Genomic DNA, 17,127 nt, shown 5'->3' on the forward strand with positions numbered 1-17,127 from the left:
CACAAAAAGGGGCGCATTTTAGCACACCCACCAGCAAATTACTGCGTCTGCGACGCGGCAAGGAAACGCACGGCGCGATCGATATCCCGGGTACGTGGCGCCGGCGGCAGGCTGGCGATAAAGGTGGCACCGTAAGGTCGCATGACCAGGCGGTTATCGCAGATCACCAGCACTCCGCGATCCTCCACGTCACGGATCAGGCGCCCCACTCCCTGCTTAAGGGTAATGACCGCATCCGGAAGCTGCACCTCATCAAACGGATCGCCTCCCCGCAGGCGGCAATCTTCCATCCGTGCTTTCAGCAACGGATCGTCCGGCGAGGTAAAGGGCAGTTTGTCGATGATCACCAGCGACAGGGTATCGCCGCGCACGTCGACCCCTTCCCAGAAGCTACTCGTGGCCACCAGCAGGGCATTGCCGTGGCTGACAAACTGCTGCAGCAGCTGGCCTTTGCTGGTTTCACCCTGCAACAGTACCGGCAGCGTCATGGTGGCGCGGAACTGCTCCGCCAGATCGCGCATCATGGCGTGGGAGGTGCAGAGCATAAAGCAGCGGCCGTTGTTGGCCTCAATCATCGGCTTGAGCATCGCCGCCAGATGGCGGGCGGCGCCGGGCTGATTAGGCAGCGGCAGGTTGCGCGGCACGCAGAGCAGCGCCTGGGTGGCGTAATCAAACGGGCTCGGCAGCAGCAGGGATTTGGCCTCTGCGATGCCGAGACGTTCGGTAAAATGGTGCAGATCGTCGTTAACCGACAGCGTGGCGGAGGTAAAGATCCAGCTACCCGGCTTCTGCGCCATCACATCCTGGAACTTATCGGCCACGGTGAGCGGCGTCAGCGCGAGGGTGAAATGGCGCGAGTTGCATTCGTACCAGTAGCTGTAGCCGGGCTGGTTAAATTCTTTCAGCCGTTTCAGGCGCGCGCGGTAGAGCGTGGCGCGTTCAAAGGCGGCATCCAGCAGCGCCGAACGGCCGAGGGAGAGCTTCGCCACGTCATAACAGAGCTCCAGGGCGTCATCCAGCAGCAGCAGCGCGCGCTGAATATGCTGATCGGCCAGCAGTTCGCGCAGGTTGCCACGAAAACCCGGATCGCCAAGCTGCATGCGAAAATCCTGCGTACTCTGCGCCAGACGGTCGGCGCACTTCTGTAGCTGCTGGGTATCTTTCAGTTCGGTGCGGTAGGCGATGGTAAAATCTTTCGCCAGATCCAGCAGCTGGCGGCTGGAGAGCGACTGGCCGAAATACTGGCTGGCGATATCGGGGAGCTGATGGGCTTCGTCGAAGATCAGCACCTCGGCTTCGGGGATCAGCTCGCCAAAACCGCTCTCTTTCACCACCATGTCCGCAAGGAAGAGGTGGTGGTTCACCACCACCACGTCGGCCTCCATCGCCGTTTTACGCGCTTTGACCACAAAACAGTCTTTATAGAGCGGACAGTCGCTGCCCAGACAGTTGTCGTTGGTGCTGGTGACCAGTGGCCAGGCAGGAGAGTCTTCGGCGACGCTGGCGCAGGTACTGATATCGCCATCCTGGGTCTGGTTGGCCCAGCTGCGCAGGATGATCACATCGCTGAGGGTCTGTACCGGCAGATCGCCGCCCGCCAGCGCCTGCTGTTCGAGCCGCTCAATACAGAGATAGTTGGAGCGCCCTTTCAGCAGGGCCAGACGGCCTTTGTATTTCAGGGCTTTGGCGACGGTGGGCAGATCGCGGCTGTAGAGCTGATCCTGCAACGCTTTCGAACCGGTGGAGATGATCACCTTTTTCTTCGTGCGCAGCGCTGGCGCCAGATAGGCGTACGTTTTACCGGTGCCGGTCCCCGCCTCTACCACCAGTGGCTGGGCGCTGTCGATCGCCTCGGCTACCGCGTGCGCCATCTGGCGCTGCGGTTCGCGCGGCCTGAAGCCGGGAATTGCCTTTGCTAACTGTCCGTCTGCTGCGAAATCGTCTGCCACTCTGCCCCCTGTATTTTTGCACAGGGATTATGTCAGGCCGATCGTCCTGGCGCCAGTCGAGAGTGACGCAGGCAAAACAATATGGCAGTCTTGCCCGCAGAAAGTCACCATAACGAGGAAACGTGTATGACAATTGTGCGCATTGATGCCGAAGCCCGCTGGTCAGATGTAGTGATCCACAACCAGACCCTCTACTACACCGGCGTACCGGAAAACCTGGATGCCGACGCCTATGAGCAGACCGCCAATACCCTGGCGCAGATTGACGCAGTGCTGGAAAAACAGGGCAGCGACAAATCCCGCATTCTGGATGCGACCATTTTCCTTGCCAGTAAAGAGGATTTTGCGGCGATGAACAAAGCCTGGGACGAGTGGGTGGTGGCGGGTCACGCGCCTGTCCGCTGCACGGTACAGGCGACGCTGATGAAGCCGCAGTATAAGGTTGAGATTAAGATTATCGCTGCGGTGTAAGGGCGTTACTCCTCTTCATCATCCTCAAAACGCGCCACGATCCGCTCGCCGGTATGGGTGGCGCGAAGCTCTTCTGCCACCTGAGAAATTGCCTGCCCGCTGCTCATCCCCTGGGACATCAGCTCCTGTATGCGCTCGACGGCCTTTTGCTGCTGCTCGTGGCTCAGTGAAGGTAAACCTGCAAACATTGTCAACTCCTGCTAAATTATTGGCGCTAATTATTTCACGCTGCCCGGTTGTTTACCACCCATGAACTCGCTATCCCCCACTGTTATGACATTACCGTGGCGTCCTGACGCCGCAGAATTCTGGTTTGCTCCGCTCAGCCATCTGCCGTGGGCCATGCTGCTGCACTCGGGCCATGCGGATCACACCTACAGTCGCTTTGACATTCTGGTCGCTGACCCGCGCAGCACACTGGTGACGCACGGAGCGGATACGCTGATCGACGGGGTTCATTCTGACGCCTGCCCGCTGAGTTTGTTGCAGCAGGCCCTTGATGAGATGGGCCTGCCCTGCATGCCTGACCCGGACCTCCCCTTCCAGGGCGGCGCGCTGGGGCTGTTCGGCTATGACCTTGGCCGCCGCTTCGAAAAGCTACCGGAACGGGCCTTGCGTGATATCACCCTGGCGGATATGGCGGTGGGCCTGTATGACTGGGCGATAATCGTCGATCACCACAAAGAGCGGGTGTCGCTGGTCTGTCATGGCGATGTACAGGCGCGGCTGGCCTGGCTTGAAGCACAGCGCCCCCCTGAGAACGTACCTGCATTCCGGTTGACCTCCGGCTGGCAGGCCAATATGACCGCGGCGGAGTACAACGACAAATTTGAGCGCGTGCAGGCCTTCCTGCACAGCGGCGACTGCTATCAGGTGAATCTGGCCCAGCGTTTCCAGGCCCGCTACGAGGGCGACGAATGGCAGGCGTTTACCCGGCTGAACGCCAACAACCGCGCCCCCTTCAGCGCCTTTTTGCGTCTTGAAGAGGGGGCGATCCTGAGCCTCTCCCCGGAGCGTTTTATCCACCTTGCGGAAGGCACCATCCAGACCCGTCCCATTAAAGGCACCCTGCCGCGGCTGGCGGATGCCGAGGCGGATCGCCAGCAGGCTGAGAAGCTCGCCGCCTCGCCGAAAGACAGAGCCGAGAATCTGATGATTGTCGATCTGATGCGCAATGATATTGGCCGGGTGGCGGAGCCGGGAAGCGTGCGGGTGCCGGAGCTGTTCGTGGTGGAGCCCTTCCCCGCCGTGCATCATCTGGTGAGCACCATCACCGCCCGCCTGCCGCAAGCGCAGACCGCGTGCGATCTGCTGCGCGCCGCGTTTCCCGGCGGGTCGATCACCGGCGCGCCAAAAGTGCGGGCGATGGAGATCATCGACGAACTGGAGCCGCATCGCCGGAACGCATGGTGCGGCAGCATCGGCTATATCAGCCTCTGCGGCGGCATGGATACCAGCATCACCATTCGCACCCTGACGGCGGTGGAGGGGCAGCTCTACTGTTCCGCAGGCGGTGGCATTGTGGCTGACAGCCAGGCCGGGGCGGAATATCAGGAAACGTTTGATAAAGTAAATCGTATTCTGCAACAACTGGAGTGCTAACTGGTGAATACTCACGACCTGACCCTCGACCATTTTTTATCGCGTTTTCAGCTGTTGCGCCCGCAGGTGAACAGCACGTCGCTGAACCAGCGTCAGGCGGCAGTATTGATCCCGGTGGTGCGCCGGGAGCAGCCGGGCCTGCTGTTGACCCGGCGCTCGGCGAAGCTGCGTAAACATGCCGGTCAGGTGGCCTTTCCCGGCGGCGCGGTGGACAGCACCGACGCCTCATTAATTGCCGCCGCCCTGCGTGAAGCCGAGGAAGAGGTGGCGATCCCGCCGCACAAGGTCGAAGTGATTGGCGTCCTGCCGCCGGTGGACAGCGTTACTGGCTTTCAGGTCACGCCGGTGGTGGGGATTATTCCGCCGGATCTGCACTATCACGCCAGCGAGGACGAAGTGGAGTCGGTCTTTGAAATGCCGCTGGCGGAAGCCCTGCGTCTGGGCCGTTATCATCCGCTCGATATTCATCGCCGTGGCCACGATCATCGGGTGTGGCTCTCCTGGTATGAGCATTATTTTGTCTGGGGCATGACGGCGGGAATAATTCGTGAGCTGGCGCTGCAGATCGGCCTGAAACCTTGACTATACTTTACATTCGCCTCTTTTTTGCGCCTTTGCGATCGGCCTCCCGCTATTAGTTTATCAGGCGTTAATCATTAGTTTAATTCATGTGAATAGTTAAGCTGACGACAGGGTTCCCTCTTACACTATGCGAAGTTATTACATCGTTACTGGAAACCCGGTAACCCTGTCAGGAGTGTTAAAGTGATTAGTATATTCGACATGTTCAAAGTGGGGATTGGTCCCTCTTCTTCCCACACTGTCGGGCCGATGAAGGCCGGTAAACAGTTCGTCGATGACCTGGTCGAAAAAGGATTACTGGATAGCGTTACCCGCGTGGCTGTAGACGTTTACGGTTCACTGTCGCTTACGGGTAAAGGCCACCACACCGATATCGCCATTATTATGGGTCTGGCCGGGAATATGCCGGACACCGTAGATATTGACGCCATTCCGGCGTTTATTCGCGACGTGGAAACGCGCGGTCGTCTGCTGCTGGCGAATGGCCGGCATGAAGTCGATTTCCCGCAGGACGACGGCATGCGTTTTCGCAGCGACAACCTCTCCCTGCATGAAAACGGGATGCAGATCCACGCCTTTAGCGGCGAGAAAGTGGTCTACAGCAAGACCTACTACTCCATCGGCGGCGGCTTCATCGTCGATGAAGAGCATTTCGGCCAGGACGTCACGGGCGACGTAAAGGTGCCTTACCCGTTCAAATCGGCGACAGAAATGCTGAATTACTGTAAGGAGACTGGCCTGTCCCTCTCCGGCATGGTGATGCAGAACGAGCTGGCGCTGCACAGCAAGAAAGAGATTGAAGACTATTTCGCCAACGTCTGGCAGACCATGCGCGCCTGTATCGATCGCGGTATGAATACGGAAGGGGTACTGCCTGGCCCACTGCGCGTGCCGCGTCGTGCCTCCGCCCTGCGCCGGATGCTGGTCACGACGGATAAGTACTCCAACGATCCGATGAACGTGGTGGACTGGGTCAACATGTTTGCCCTCGCGGTGAACGAAGAGAACGCTGCCGGTGGCCGCGTGGTGACCGCGCCGACCAACGGTGCCTGCGGGATCGTTCCGGCAGTGCTGGCCTACTACGATCACTTTATCGAATCGGTAAGCCCGGATATCTATATTCGCTACTTCCTCGCCGCAGGCGCGGTGGGTGCGCTGTATAAGATGAATGCCTCCATTTCCGGCGCTGAGGTTGGCTGTCAGGGTGAAGTGGGCGTGGCCTGTTCCATGGCGGCAGCCGGTCTGGCTGAGCTGCTGGGCGCCAGCCCGGAGCAGGTATGCGTGGCCGCCGAGATCGGCATGGAACATAACCTCGGTCTGACCTGTGACCCGGTTGCCGGTCAGGTGCAGGTGCCATGTATTGAGCGTAACGCGATTGCCTCCGTAAAAGCGATCAACGCCTCCCGTATGGCGATGCGCCGTACCAGCGAACCGCGCGTCTCGCTGGATAAGGTGATCGAAACCATGTACGAAACCGGTAAAGATATGAACGCCAAATACCGCGAAACGTCCCGCGGCGGTCTGGCCATTAAGGTGCAGTGCGACTAAGACGCTGAAAGCGCTTCTGCGACTTTCGTCTTTCATGCTTTAAACGCCCATCTGATAGGGATGGGCGAATTTCATCCCCTTTCCTCGTTACCTGAAATAATGCCGACTACACTAGCCAGGTTGCCACGGGCATCTGCGCCAGTGGCTCTTCAGGTGACCGTGGCATGCAAACAACGCACAGGATAATTAAAAATTATCACCGCAAACGGGTAATCGTTTGCCTCCTGCTGTCCCTTTCCACTCTCGTTTGCACGCTAATTATCGGCTTTATTTCACAGCGCAATTTAAATCAGCAGACCACCGTGGCCTTTGTCTCCCATGCTGTCGATACGCTGGATAAGATCCTGCAGCCGCTGGAGACGGGACGCGAGGTGGTACAACCGCTTATCGGCCTGCCCTGCGTGGAGGTCAACTTTTTACTGCGCAAGCACGCCGCCTCCCTGCAAACCGTGCGCTCAATCGGCCTGATTAAAGACGGCATTCTCTATTGCTCAAGCATGTTCGGTGACCGCGATATCCCCATCAGCCAGTTTCAGCCCCTGCTGCCCGCCGCGCAGCCCTTACTGCTCCTGACCACAGACCAGCCGCTGATGAAAGGCAGCCCGGTGCTGATCCAATGGTATCCGGCGCCCGGCCAGAGTGAGGATGGCATCATGGAGATTGTGAATATCGATCTTATCGCCCGGATGCTGCTGGAGCCCCAGCTGCCGCTCATCAGCGACGTTAACCTCAGCGTCGGCGGTAAGTACCTGAACCATGAGCGCCAGCTTTCGGACAGGCTGGTGACAGACGCTGGCGACAACGTTTACCAGCAGGCTTCCCTCAACTTTCCTTTCATCATCACCGTCAACGGCCCGGGGCTGACCGCGCTGGCGCTGAAAAATCTGCCGTCGCAGCTGCCGCTGGCGGTGATATTCAGCATGCTGGTGGGGTATATCGCCTGGCTTGCCACCGCCAGTCGCATGAGCTTTACCCGGGAGATCAACTTTGGCCTGGCCTCCGGTGAGTTTGAGCTCTTTTGCCAGCCGCTGATCGATGCCAAAAAACAGGATTGCGTCGGCGTGGAAATTCTTCTGCGCTGGAATAATCCGCGGCAGGGGTGGATCGCCCCGGATATTTTTATTCCACTGGCGGAGGAGCATAACCTGATTGTCCCCCTCACCCGCTACGTGCTTATCGAAACCGTCCGCCATCTGGCGATGTTTCCTACCGCGCCGGGCTTTCATATTGGGATCAACGTCGCGGCCAGCCATTTCCGTGACGGCACTCTGCTTCATGACCTGAACCGCGTCTGGTTCAGCGCCGAGCCCGCGCAGCAGCTAGTCATTGAATTAACCGAGCGCGATTCCCTGCTGGAGATGGACTACACCATGGTAGAGGCGTTACATCAGAAAGGGGTGAAGCTGGCGATTGACGATTTTGGTACCGGGAGCAGTTCGCTTTCGTGGCTGGAGAAACTCAATCCGGAAGTGCTGAAAATTGATAAATCTTTTACCGCCGCCATCGGCACGGATGCCGTCAACTCAACGGTGACAGACATTATTATCGCCCTGGCCCAGCGTCTGAATATTGAACTGGTGGCTGAAGGGGTGGAAAACAGCGACCAGGCGAGCCATCTGCGCCTGCACGGGGTGGATATCCTTCAGGGATTTTTGTACGCGCGGCCGATGCCACTGCGGGATTTCCCGCAGTGGCTGGCGGAGAGTTCACCTCCGCCAGCCTCTCATAACGGCGATATGATGCCGTCGGCTCCGTAATTACTCTTCTTCGTCGTGGGCGGACTGTTCTTTAACAATGCGCACCAGATCAACGCGGTAATCGTTGGCGGTCACGATGGTTATCTTCAGCGGCGGCAGCTCAAGCACATCACCGGCTCGCGGAATTTGACCGTTCACGGCAATCACCAGACCGGCCACCGTCGCGATATCTTCATCGTGGTTGGTCAGGTGTTCCAGCCCCAGCGTATGTTGCAGGGCATGCAGATCCGTGGTGCCTTTGACCAGCCAGCCATCATTATCGTTAACGATCTCCGGCGTTTCGTCGGCATCCGGGAACTCACCGGCAATCGCTTCAAGAACATCCAGCGGCGTAACCAGACCCTGTACCACGCCAAACTCGTTGGTCACGATAACAAAGCTACCCCGGGCACGGCGCAGTACGCCAAGCAGGTTGATCGGGTCGAGCGTTTCCGGCACCACGATAGCAGGCGATGCGGCGGCAATGGCCTCAACGTCCACGCCCTCTTCCAGTGCCACCAGCATCTCTTTGGCACGAACCACGCCGATGATCTCATCCAGCTCGCCGCGACACACCGGGAACAGGCTGTGCGGAGAGGAGAGCAGCTGCTGGCGGATTTCCGTCACGCTCAGTCTGGCATCGACCCAGCTGATTTCACCGCGCGGGGTCATGATGCCGCGCAGGGAACGCGAGGCCAGGGACAGCACGCCGTTAATCATATAGCGCTCTTCTTCAACAAAGGCGCCTTCCGGAACCGGCACCGGGACATGGTTATCGCTGTCCTGCTGTGCTTTGGCTTCGCGGCGGCCACCCATCAGACGCAAAATCGCATCAGCGGTCCGGGCACGCAGCGGCTGGTTCGACTGCTGGCGAATAAAGTTGCGACGGGCAATCTGGTTAAACAGCTCTATAATGATGGAGAAACCAATTGCGGCGTACAGATAGCCTTTCGGAATATGGAAGCCGAAACCTTCTGCCACCAGGCTCAAACCGATCATCAGCAGGAAGCTCAGACAGAGCACCACCACGGTCGGATGCTGGTTAACGAATCGCGTCAACGGCTTCGAGGCGAGTAGCATCACCGCCATCGCGATGATCACGGCCGCCATCATCACCGGCAGATGATTCACCATACCGACAGCGGTAATGACCGCGTCGAGGGAGAAGACCGCGTCCAGTACCACGATTTGCAGTACCACTACCCAGAAGCTGGCATAGCCTTTACCGTGTCCGTCGTCGTGCTGGCGGTTTTCCAGCCGTTCATGGAGCTCGGTTGTGGCTTTGAAGAGCAGGAATATCCCCCCCAGCAGCATGATCAGGTCGCGCCCTGAGAAGGTGAAGTTGAAGGCAGTGAACAGCGGTTGCGTAAGCGTAACCATCCATGAGATCACCGACAGCAGCGCAAGACGCATAATCAGCGCCAGCGACAGACCGATTAAACGTGCTTTATCACGTTGTTTAGGTGGAAGTTTATCCGCAAGGATCGCGATAAACACGAGGTTATCGATACCGAGAACGATCTCAAGTACCACCAGCGTGAGCAATCCTACCCAGATTTGCGGGTCCATTAAGAATTCCATGACAAGCTCCTGCTAAAGGAATGGCAAAACGGCGCCGCGAAAAGGTCGGGCGAAGCGGTAAAGAACGTAAACAGTGAGTGGCGCGAATCGCCGATAAGGCTGGCCAGAGCTGGCCGGGTGTGTGACTGGCGTCGGTGACGGTCCATACAGTGGGCTACTGCCCCATACTCCTGACAATTAAACGGATGGTAAACATATCAGAGACCTGAGCTCTTTGGCAAAGATTTACTTTCCTTTGCAAACAGATGTTTCCGTGCTTTTTTTGATCACAGAAATATCTCATTGGCTTAGGCTAAATTACGGATCTTCATCACATAAATTATTTTTTCGATGTCTAAAATAAATCGCGTAAGTCTTAGTTAATTGAACTCTAACCCTTATCTGAATCGATTCGTTCTTTCGAAGATGATCTCTAATGCTCCTCTCACCCGGGGGCATTAACGATAATAAAAGGAGGTAGCAAGTGACTATTGCTATTGTTATAGGCACACATGGTTGGGCTGCAGAGCAGTTACTTAAAACCGCAGAAATGCTTTTAGGCGAACAGGAAAACGTCGGTTGGATCGATTTCGTTCCCGGTGAAAATGCTGAGACGCTGATAGAAAAATATACCGCTCAACTGGCAAATCTGGATACCAGTAGCGGCGTGCTGTTCCTTGTTGATACCTGGGGCGGCAGTCCGTTTAACGCGGCAAGCCGCATTGTGGTTGATAAAGAGCAGCATGAGGTTGTTGCCGGGGTTAACATCCCCATGTTGGTCGAAACGCTGATGGCCCGCGATGACAACCCAAGCTTTGACGAGCTGGTTGCCCTGGCTGTCGAAACCGGTCGTGAAGGCGTGAAAGCGCTGAAAGCGAAACCTACAGAAAACGTCGCTCCGGCGGCGGCCCCTGCCCCGGCTGCTGCCCCGAAAGCCGCCGCCCCGCTTAAGCCGATGGGCCCGAACGATTACATGCAGATTGGCCTGGCGCGTATCGACGACCGTCTGATTCACGGCCAGGTGGCTACCCGCTGGACCAAAGAGACCAACGTCCAGCGCATCATTGTGGTCAGCGATGAAGTCGCCGCTGATACGGTTCGTAAAACTCTCCTTACCCAGGTGGCCCCGCCGGGCGTAACCGCGCACGTGGTGGATGTCGCCAAGATGATCCGCGTTTACAACAACCCGAAATATGCGGGTGAGCGTGTGATGCTGCTGTTTACCAACCCAACAGATGTCGAACGTATTGTTGAGGAAGGGGTAAAAATCACCTCCGTGAACATCGGTGGTATGGCTTACCGTCAGGGCAAAACGCAGGTGAACAATGCGGTGTCGGTGGACGAAAAAGATATCGAAGCGTTCAGGAAACTTAACGATCGCGGGATCGAGCTTGAAGTCCGTAAAGTCTCTACCGACCCGAAACTGAAAATGATGGATCTGATCAGCAAAGTGGCGAAATAAGCCGGCGCTGGTTGACAAATTTCACACTTAAGTCTGTTAAAGCTATAGGAGAAGTACAATGGAGATTACCACTCTTCAGATTGTGCTGGTGTTCATCGTCGCGTGTATAGCGGGTATGGAATCCGTACTAGATGAATTTCAGTTTCACCGTCCGCTGGTCGCCTGTACGTTAATCGGCGCCGTTCTCGGCGATATGAAAACCGGTATCATCATCGGTGGTACCCTGGAAATGATCGCCCTGGGCTGGATGAACATCGGTGCGGCCGTTGCGCCGGATGCGGCTCTCGCCTCCATCATCTCTACCGTGCTGGTCATCGCCGGCCATCAAAATATCGGTGCCGGTATCGCGCTGGCTATCCCACTGGCTGCAGCAGGCCAGGTTCTGACCATCATCGTGCGTACTATCACCGTTGCATTCCAGCATGCGGCAGATAAGGCGGCGGAGAATGGCAACCTGACGGCGCTGTCGTGGATCCATGTCTCGTCCCTGTTCCTGCAGGCCATGCGTATCGCTATCCCGGCGGTTATCGTGGCAATCTCCGTCGGTACCAGCGAAGTCCAGGGTATGCTGAACGCCATTCCTGAAGTGGTCACCAGCGGTCTGAACATTGCAGGCGGCATGATCGTGGTCGTCGGTTATGCGATGGTCATCAACATGATGCGCGCAGGCTACCTGATGCCGTTCTTCTATCTCGGCTTCGTTACCGCGGCCTTCACCAACTTCAACCTGGTGGCACTGGGTGTGATTGGTGCGGTAATGGCTATCCTCTACATCCAGCTCAGCCCGAAATATAACCGCGTAGCCGGTAGTGCACAGGTTGCTGGTAATAACGATCTCGATAACGAACTGGACTAGCAGGTGAGCGAAATGGTTGATATGACTAAAACTACCCCTCAGAAAAAACTGACTTCGGGTGATATTCGTGGCGTGTTTATCCGTTCAAACCTGTTCCAGGGTTCATGGAACTTCGAACGTATGCAGGCGCTGGGCTTCTGCTTCTCTATGGTACCGGCAATCAAACGTCTGTATCCCGAGAACAACGAAGCGCGTCGTCAGGCGATTAAACGTCACCTGGAATTCTTCAACACCCATCCTTACGTTGCAGCGCCGGTTCTGGGCGTAACGCTGGCGATGGAAGAGCAGCGTGCTAACGGCGCAGAGATTGACGATGGTGCCATCAACGGTATCAAAGTGGGTCTGATGGGGCCGCTGGCGGGCGTAGGTGACCCGATCTTCTGGGGTACCGTGCGTCCGGTCTTCGCCGCGCTCGGTGCGGGTATCGCCATGAGCGGCAGCCTGCTGGGTCCTCTGCTCTTCTTTATCCTGTTTAACGTGGTACGTCTGGCAACCCGCTACTACGGCGTGGCCTATGGCTACCGTAAGGGCGTGGATATCGTCCAGGATATGGGCGGCGGCTTCCTGCAGAAACTGACTGAGGGGGCGTCAATCCTCGGCCTGTTTGTCATGGGGGCGCTGGTTAACAAGTGGACGCACGTTAACATCCCGCTGGTGGTGTCAACCATCACCGGTCAGGATGGTCAGACCCGTGTGACCACCGTGCAAACCATTCTTGACCAGCTGATGCCGGGCCTGGTACCGCTGCTGCTGACCTTCGCCTGTATGTGGCTGCTGCGTAAAAAGGTCAATGCGCTGTGGATCATCGTCGGCTTCTTCGTTATCGGTATCGTCGGTTACGCTATCGGTCTGCTGGGTCTGTAATTTTTTTGTGAATACACCGGGGGCATGAACGCCCCCGTTTTTTTATCCGGAGGATGAATGACGGTCACGGACATCGTACTGGTTGTCTTTATTGTTGCCCTTCTGGCGTATGCCCTCTACGACGAATTGATCATGCCCCGCCGCAACGGCGCGACGTTGCTCTCAATCCCCCTTCTGCGCCGCGGTCGCGTTGATGCCATCATCTTTACCGGTCTGCTGCTGATCCTTATCTATAACAACGTGATGAGCCAGGGGGCATTACTGACCACATGGTTATTATCTGCCCTGGCATTAATGGGGTTTTACCTGTTCTGGATCCGGGCGCCGAAAATAATCTTCAAATCCACTGGATTCTTTTTCGCCAATGTCTGGATAGAATATAACCGCATTAAAGAGATGAATTTATCAGAAGACGGCGTGCTGGTGATGCAATTAGAGCAGCGACGTTTGCTTATCCGGGTAAGAAATATTGACGATCTGGAGAAGATATACAAATTATTGGTTAAGACTCAATAAGATACAAAAATAGCACTGGCTATATTTCGCTATGTTTTTCACAGTGTTATATAGCCAAAGCTATATTATTACGCGACATTTACGGGCTATTATTAACGTTATCTTCACATCAATTTCTAAATGAAAATCGTTATCAAAAACTAATCTGAATAATACTCCCCTGTAGTTGTTTTATATTCTCAAAATATGTTAAGGTTGCGCCCGTCGTTGGGGAGTAGCCGATTTCCGGTTTAACGGAAATGTACGTGTCAACATACTCGTTGCAAAACGTGGCACGTACGGATTTTTCTGCACAGCAGAAGGATCAGGCGAGACCATAGACGCATCGACTGCTGTTTACTGGGGGCAGTGATGTGTCATATGGATATCCCCGGTCTGGACGCGCTGATGAACCTCTCTGCAACACTTCTCCTGGCCTTTGGCATGTCGATGGATGCATTCGCCGCTTCCATGGGCAAAGGCGCCACGCTGCATAAACCTAAGTTCTCTGAAGCCCTGCGTACCGGTCTTATCTTTGGTGCTATCGAAACTCTAACCCCGCTGATTGGCTGGGGGCTGGGGATGCTCGCCAGCCAGTTCGTGCTGGAGTGGAACCACTGGATCGCCTTTATACTTCTGACCTTCCTCGGCGGACGTATGGTTATCGAAGGCATTCGGAATGATGTCGAGGACGATGAGCCGATTCAGCGTCACGGCTTCTGGCTGCTGGTGACAACCGCTATAGCTACCAGTCTGGATGCGATGGCGGTCGGCGTCGGCCTGGCTTTCCTGCAGGTCAACATCATTGCCACCGCGCTGGCGATTGGCTGCGCGACCTTTATTATGTCTACCCTGGGCATGATGATTGGCCGTTTTATTGGCCCGCTGTTAGGGAAACGCGCCGAGATCCTCGGCGGTATCGTCTTGATTGGCATTGGCGCACAAATTATGTGGAGCCACTTCGCCGGTTAACTGACTCGCTGCCAACAGTGGATACTAAAATCGGTCTGGCAGCTGAAATGCGTCTGTTTTGCCAGCGCCTCCCACACCTCCGGCTTTGCCCGCCATGCAAAAGGGGTCATCTGCAAAAGCGCTACCGCCTCTTTTCCAGTCAGTGACATGTTATAGGCCAGCGACAGCGCCTCTTTCAGGGCAAAACCCTCCAGCTGCTCCGAATGCGGCGCATGCAGCAGAACTTCATTGTAAATCAGCCCTTTCAGCTCCATCAGGTGACGCGGTCCTGGCGTCACGGTGATCACCCAGCCGCCCTCTTTTACCACCCGCGCCAGCTCCTCGCCTTTGCAGGGGGCGTAGATGCGGACTACCGCATCCATACTGTTCTCTTCAAAAGGCAGACGATGGCTGGAGGCCACACAGAACGTCACCTCTGAATAGCGTTTGGCCGCCGCGCGGATGGCAGATTTTGAGACATCCAGACCAAAGGTGGCCGCGCCCTTTTCTTGCGCGGTTTGGGCAAAGGCCGATGTGTAATAGCCTTCGCCACAGCCAATATCAAGCAGCGAGGTCGCGCCATCCGGCAGCAAGGCCGCCAGCTTACCGGCTACCGCGTCACGCAGGGGCTGATAGTGTCCGGCATCGAGAAAGGCCCTGCGCGCCTGCATCATCTCTGCACTGTCGCCCGGATCGCGCGATCGCTTGTGCTGGACCGGCAGCAGATTGACATAGCCCTCTTTCGCCATATCGAACCGATGCCCCTGTGGGCAGGCGTAACTTTTATCCGTATGGGCGAGCGGCGCGTGGCAAAGAGGACAGCAGAATGTCATGGGAACTCCGGGCAATCATAAAGGGCGAAAGTGTACCGCTAATCGCCCTGCTATAAAACGGCCTTAACGCATTACGATGAGGTGGCTGGAATCGGCCGGGAGTCCATCCGGCTTGATGTTTTCGATGCGCAGCACGTCGCCCATAATCTGGCTGAAAACCGGTGCCGAAACCGCCCCGCCGTAATAGGCGCCGTTTTGCGGATCGTTAATCACCACCGCCAGGGCAAATACAGGGCGGCTGGCGGGCGCGACGCCGGCAGTATAGGCCACATATTTGTCGACATAATTACCGCCATCGTCGATTTTCTTCGCGGTGCCGGTTTTCACCGCCACCCGGTAGTCGCGCACCGCGGCTTTGATGCCGCCCCCACCCGGCAGCGCCACGCTTTCCATCATATGTTCCACCTCCTTCACAATCGACGCGGGCATCACCTGGGTACCGATAACCGGCGGATCGATGCGGGTGATAGAGAGTGGACGCTCCAGGCCATAGCTGCCGATGGTGGCGTAGACGTGGGCGAGCTGCAACGGCGTGACCATCAGGCCGTAGCCGAAGGCAAAGGTGGCGCGATCGAGCTGGCTCCAGAATTTACGCTCCGGCAGCAGGCCGCTGCTCTCCCCCGTCAATCCGAGACCGGTGGAACGACCAAAACCAAACCCGTGGTAGGTATCCAGCAGCCGCTGGATCGGCATCGCCAGCGACAGGCGCGACACACCCGTGTCGCTCGATTTTTGCAGAATGCCGGTCAGCGTCAGCTCCGGGTAGTAACCGACGTCGCGGATACGGTGTCCGGCCAGGGTATAAGGATGGGTGTCGATCACGCTGTCTGGCTGCACCAGCCCCTGCTGCAGGGCTGTCATTAGCACCAGCGGCTTAACGGTAGAGCCGGGTTCAAAGGTGTCGCTGATGGCACGATTACGAAAATCGTTCAGCGTGGCACCCTCGCGGTTATTGGGATTGAAATCCGGGTAGTTGGCCATCGCCAGGATCTCCCCAGTCTGGATGTTGATCAGCACCGCTGCCCCCGACTCCGCTTTATTCCAGGCGACAGCATTGTCCAGCGCATCTTCCGTAATCGTCTGCAGCCGTTCATCAATGCTTAACTGGATGTTGTGCGCCGGAACGGGCGGTACTTCGGTAATATTTTCGATCACGCGTCCGTAGCGATCCTCACGCACGCGGCGCAGACCGGGTTTGCCGGTGAGCTGGGCATTAAAACTTTTCTCGATCCCTTCGATGCCCTGACCGTCGATATTGGTAAAGCCGATCAGGTTAGCTGCCACGTGTCCGGCCGGGTAAAAACGGCGCGACTCATCACGCAGGCTGATACCAGGCAGCCGGAGTTTAGCGATCCACTGGGCCTGAGCCGGATCCACCTGGCGGGCCAGATAGATAAAACGGCCATATGGATTGCTGTTGATGCGCGCCGCAAGCGTGGGGAGCGACAGATGCAGCGCACTGGCTAATGCCTGCCAACGCGTGTCAAAACCCACTCCCCCTTTTGCCAGCACCGTTTTCGGATCCGCCCACACGGCCCGCACCGGCACACTCACGGCCAGCGGTCTCCCCTCCCTGTCCATAATCATCCCTCTGGGGGCATTGATGGCGACCTCGCGCAGGGAGCGCATATCCTCCTGCTTAACCAGCGGATCGGGTTTAACGATCTGCAACCAGGCGACACGACCAAGAAGAAAGAGAAGGCTGCCTAAAATCACCAGACAGAGGAGAGCAAAACGTAACGGGGTGAAGTTTGCTGCGGGATTGACGGGTTTCTTTTTCACCAGGGCTCCAGGGCTGAGTAACAACGCCCTGATTTAACGGCAAATTTGAGCCGCGAGGGTGAAAACAATGCTAATACTCTCGCAGCTTTGAAACAAACTGCTAACAGCGACGCATGTGGTAACACTTTGAAAAATATCCATTAAAAAGCCCCGCACAGGCGAGGCTTTATATCTCTGCAACTGAAACGTCGTGACGCTTCAGATCAGGCAGGGGTTCGATCAGATAGCGGTTACGTTAACAGCAGCCGGACCTTTCTGGCCGTCCTGAATTTCGAACTCAACGTTCTGGCCTTCAGCCAGAGTTTTGAAGCCGTTACCCTGGATTGCAGAGAAATGTACGAATACATCTTTGCTGCCGTCAGCAGGAGTAATGAAACCAAAACCTTTAGACTCGTTGAACCACTTAACTTGACCTTTGATCTTTGCCATTTGCAAA

17 protein-coding genes are annotated in these 17,127 nt (G+C 56.6%); 10 read left to right on the top strand and 7 right to left on the bottom strand.

What is annotated here, in order from left to right:
* Positions 1-38: 38 nt before the first annotated feature.
* Positions 39-1,949 (bottom strand): ATP-dependent DNA helicase, encoded by a 1,911-nt coding sequence (locus ACOKCT_RS17290; RefSeq protein WP_420193704.1) that lies wholly within the window; start codon positions 1,947-1,949, stop codon positions 39-41.
* Between the two features lie 126 nt (positions 1,950-2,075).
* Between ACOKCT_RS17290 and ACOKCT_RS17295 the strand changes: the two genes are divergently transcribed.
* Positions 2,076-2,420, top strand: a complete 345-nt coding sequence (locus tag ACOKCT_RS17295; RefSeq protein ID WP_103180017.1) for a RidA family protein — start codon at positions 2,076-2,078, stop codon at positions 2,418-2,420.
* 5 nt (positions 2,421-2,425) lie between these two features.
* Here ACOKCT_RS17295 and ACOKCT_RS17300 read toward each other — a convergent pair whose 3' ends face one another.
* Complete coding sequence (locus ACOKCT_RS17300; protein WP_039030781.1) at positions 2,426-2,608, bottom strand: YoaH family protein; 183 nt, start codon at positions 2,606-2,608, stop codon at positions 2,426-2,428.
* Positions 2,609-2,669: 61 nt separating this feature from the next.
* Here ACOKCT_RS17300 and pabB point away from each other — a divergent pair, with 61 nt between their 5' ends.
* From pabB to ACOKCT_RS17320, 4 genes are all read left to right on the top strand, one after another.
* Entirely contained in the window at positions 2,670-4,022 is a 1,353-nt protein-coding gene (pabB, locus tag ACOKCT_RS17305) for an aminodeoxychorismate synthase component 1 (RefSeq protein WP_159339504.1), read from the top strand.
* Between the two features lie 3 nt (positions 4,023-4,025).
* Positions 4,026-4,604 (top strand): CoA pyrophosphatase, encoded by a 579-nt coding sequence (locus tag ACOKCT_RS17310; RefSeq protein WP_103822349.1) that lies wholly within the window; start codon positions 4,026-4,028, stop codon positions 4,602-4,604.
* 183 nt (positions 4,605-4,787) lie between these two features.
* Positions 4,788-6,152: an L-serine ammonia-lyase gene (sdaA, locus tag ACOKCT_RS17315; RefSeq protein WP_103180021.1), complete on the top strand. Its 1,365-nt coding sequence runs from the start codon at positions 4,788-4,790 to the stop codon at positions 6,150-6,152.
* A gap of 164 nt (positions 6,153-6,316) precedes the next feature.
* A complete protein-coding gene (locus tag ACOKCT_RS17320) occupies positions 6,317-7,909 on the top strand; it encodes an EAL domain-containing protein (protein WP_159339506.1) in 1,593 nt (530 codons plus the stop codon).
* Here ACOKCT_RS17320 and yoaE read toward each other — a convergent pair whose 3' ends face one another.
* Positions 7,910-9,469 (bottom strand): CNNM family cation transport protein YoaE, encoded by a 1,560-nt coding sequence (gene yoaE, locus ACOKCT_RS17325; RefSeq protein WP_103180023.1) that lies wholly within the window; start codon positions 9,467-9,469, stop codon positions 7,910-7,912. It abuts the gene before it with no gap.
* Positions 9,457-9,615, bottom strand: coding sequence for a protein YoaL (locus ACOKCT_RS17330; RefSeq protein WP_371413849.1), 159 nt, complete (start codon positions 9,613-9,615; stop codon positions 9,457-9,459). The genes yoaE and ACOKCT_RS17330 overlap by 13 nt, the downstream gene beginning before the upstream one ends.
* Before the next feature lie 317 nt (positions 9,616-9,932).
* Here ACOKCT_RS17330 and manX point away from each other — a divergent pair, with 317 nt between their 5' ends.
* The 5 genes from manX (at position 9,933) to mntP (ending at position 14,097) form a co-directional block, all read left to right on the top strand.
* Positions 9,933-10,910, top strand: coding sequence for a PTS mannose transporter subunit IIAB (gene manX / locus ACOKCT_RS17335; RefSeq protein WP_114314650.1), 978 nt, complete (start codon positions 9,933-9,935; stop codon positions 10,908-10,910).
* 58 nt (positions 10,911-10,968) lie between these two features.
* Positions 10,969-11,766, top strand: a complete 798-nt coding sequence (locus tag ACOKCT_RS17340) for a PTS mannose/fructose/sorbose transporter subunit IIC (protein WP_103180025.1) — start codon at positions 10,969-10,971, stop codon at positions 11,764-11,766.
* Positions 11,767-11,778: 12 nt separating this feature from the next.
* Entirely contained in the window at positions 11,779-12,630 is an 852-nt protein-coding gene (locus ACOKCT_RS17345) for a PTS mannose transporter subunit IID (protein WP_168192027.1), read from the top strand.
* Between the two features lie 57 nt (positions 12,631-12,687).
* Positions 12,688-13,146 carry a DUF986 family protein gene (locus ACOKCT_RS17350; protein ID WP_103180027.1) on the top strand — a complete coding sequence of 153 codons (459 nt, stop codon included), beginning with the start codon at positions 12,688-12,690 and terminating at the stop codon, positions 13,144-13,146.
* Between the two features lie 387 nt (positions 13,147-13,533).
* On the top strand, positions 13,534-14,097 hold the full coding sequence (mntP, locus tag ACOKCT_RS17355; protein ID WP_139156373.1) for a manganese efflux pump MntP: 564 nt from the start codon (positions 13,534-13,536) through the stop codon (positions 14,095-14,097).
* On the opposite strand, the gene rlmA is transcribed toward mntP, so the two are convergent.
* The 3 genes from rlmA to cspE form a co-directional block, all read right to left on the bottom strand.
* The gene (gene rlmA / locus ACOKCT_RS17360) at positions 14,094-14,909 is read right to left on the bottom strand and encodes a 23S rRNA (guanine(745)-N(1))-methyltransferase (RefSeq protein WP_325940950.1); all 816 of its coding nucleotides are present in this window, start codon (positions 14,907-14,909) and stop codon (positions 14,094-14,096) included. The genes mntP and rlmA overlap by 4 nt on opposite strands.
* 63 nt (positions 14,910-14,972) lie before the next feature.
* Positions 14,973-16,691 (bottom strand): peptidoglycan glycosyltransferase FtsI, encoded by a 1,719-nt coding sequence (gene ftsI, locus ACOKCT_RS17365; protein WP_159339508.1) that lies wholly within the window; start codon positions 16,689-16,691, stop codon positions 14,973-14,975.
* Positions 16,692-16,910: 219 nt separating this feature from the next.
* The gene (cspE, locus tag ACOKCT_RS17370; RefSeq protein ID WP_001062678.1) at positions 16,911-17,120 is read right to left on the bottom strand and encodes a transcription antiterminator/RNA stability regulator CspE; all 210 of its coding nucleotides are present in this window, start codon (positions 17,118-17,120) and stop codon (positions 16,911-16,913) included.
* Positions 17,121-17,127: the final 7 nt, after the last annotated feature.

Source organism: Leclercia sp. M-A074-M, assembly GCF_965195605.1.
In the GTDB taxonomy this organism is placed as follows: Bacteria; Pseudomonadota; Gammaproteobacteria; order Enterobacterales; family Enterobacteriaceae; genus Enterobacter.

Bases quoted from the DNA above. Each gene is read 5' to 3' on its own strand.
- ACOKCT_RS17295 (WP_103180017.1), top strand. From the start codon at position 2,076: ATGACAATTGTGCGCATTGATGCCGAAGCCCGCTGGTCAGATGTAGTG.
- ACOKCT_RS17300 (WP_039030781.1), bottom strand. From the start codon at position 2,608: ATGTTTGCAGGTTTACCTTCACTGAGCCACGAGCAGCAGCAAAAGGCC.
- pabB (WP_159339504.1), top strand. From the start codon at position 2,670: ATGAACTCGCTATCCCCCACTGTTATGACATTACCGTGGCGTCCTGAC.
- ACOKCT_RS17320 (WP_159339506.1), top strand. From the start codon at position 6,317: ATGCAAACAACGCACAGGATAATTAAAAATTATCACCGCAAACGGGTA.
- yoaE (WP_103180023.1), bottom strand. From the start codon at position 9,469: ATGGAATTCTTAATGGACCCGCAAATCTGGGTAGGATTGCTCACGCTG.
- ACOKCT_RS17330 (WP_371413849.1), bottom strand. From the start codon at position 9,615: ATGGACCGTCACCGACGCCAGTCACACACCCGGCCAGCTCTGGCCAGC.
- ACOKCT_RS17340 (WP_103180025.1), top strand. From the start codon at position 10,969: ATGGAGATTACCACTCTTCAGATTGTGCTGGTGTTCATCGTCGCGTGT.
- ACOKCT_RS17345 (WP_168192027.1), top strand. From the start codon at position 11,779: ATGGTTGATATGACTAAAACTACCCCTCAGAAAAAACTGACTTCGGGT.
- ACOKCT_RS17350 (WP_103180027.1), top strand. From the start codon at position 12,688: ATGACGGTCACGGACATCGTACTGGTTGTCTTTATTGTTGCCCTTCTG.
- mntP (WP_139156373.1), top strand. From the start codon at position 13,534: ATGAACCTCTCTGCAACACTTCTCCTGGCCTTTGGCATGTCGATGGAT.
- rlmA (WP_325940950.1), bottom strand. From the start codon at position 14,909: ATGACATTCTGCTGTCCTCTTTGCCACGCGCCGCTCGCCCATACGGAT.
- cspE (WP_001062678.1), bottom strand. From the start codon at position 17,120: ATGGCAAAGATCAAAGGTCAAGTTAAGTGGTTCAACGAGTCTAAAGGT.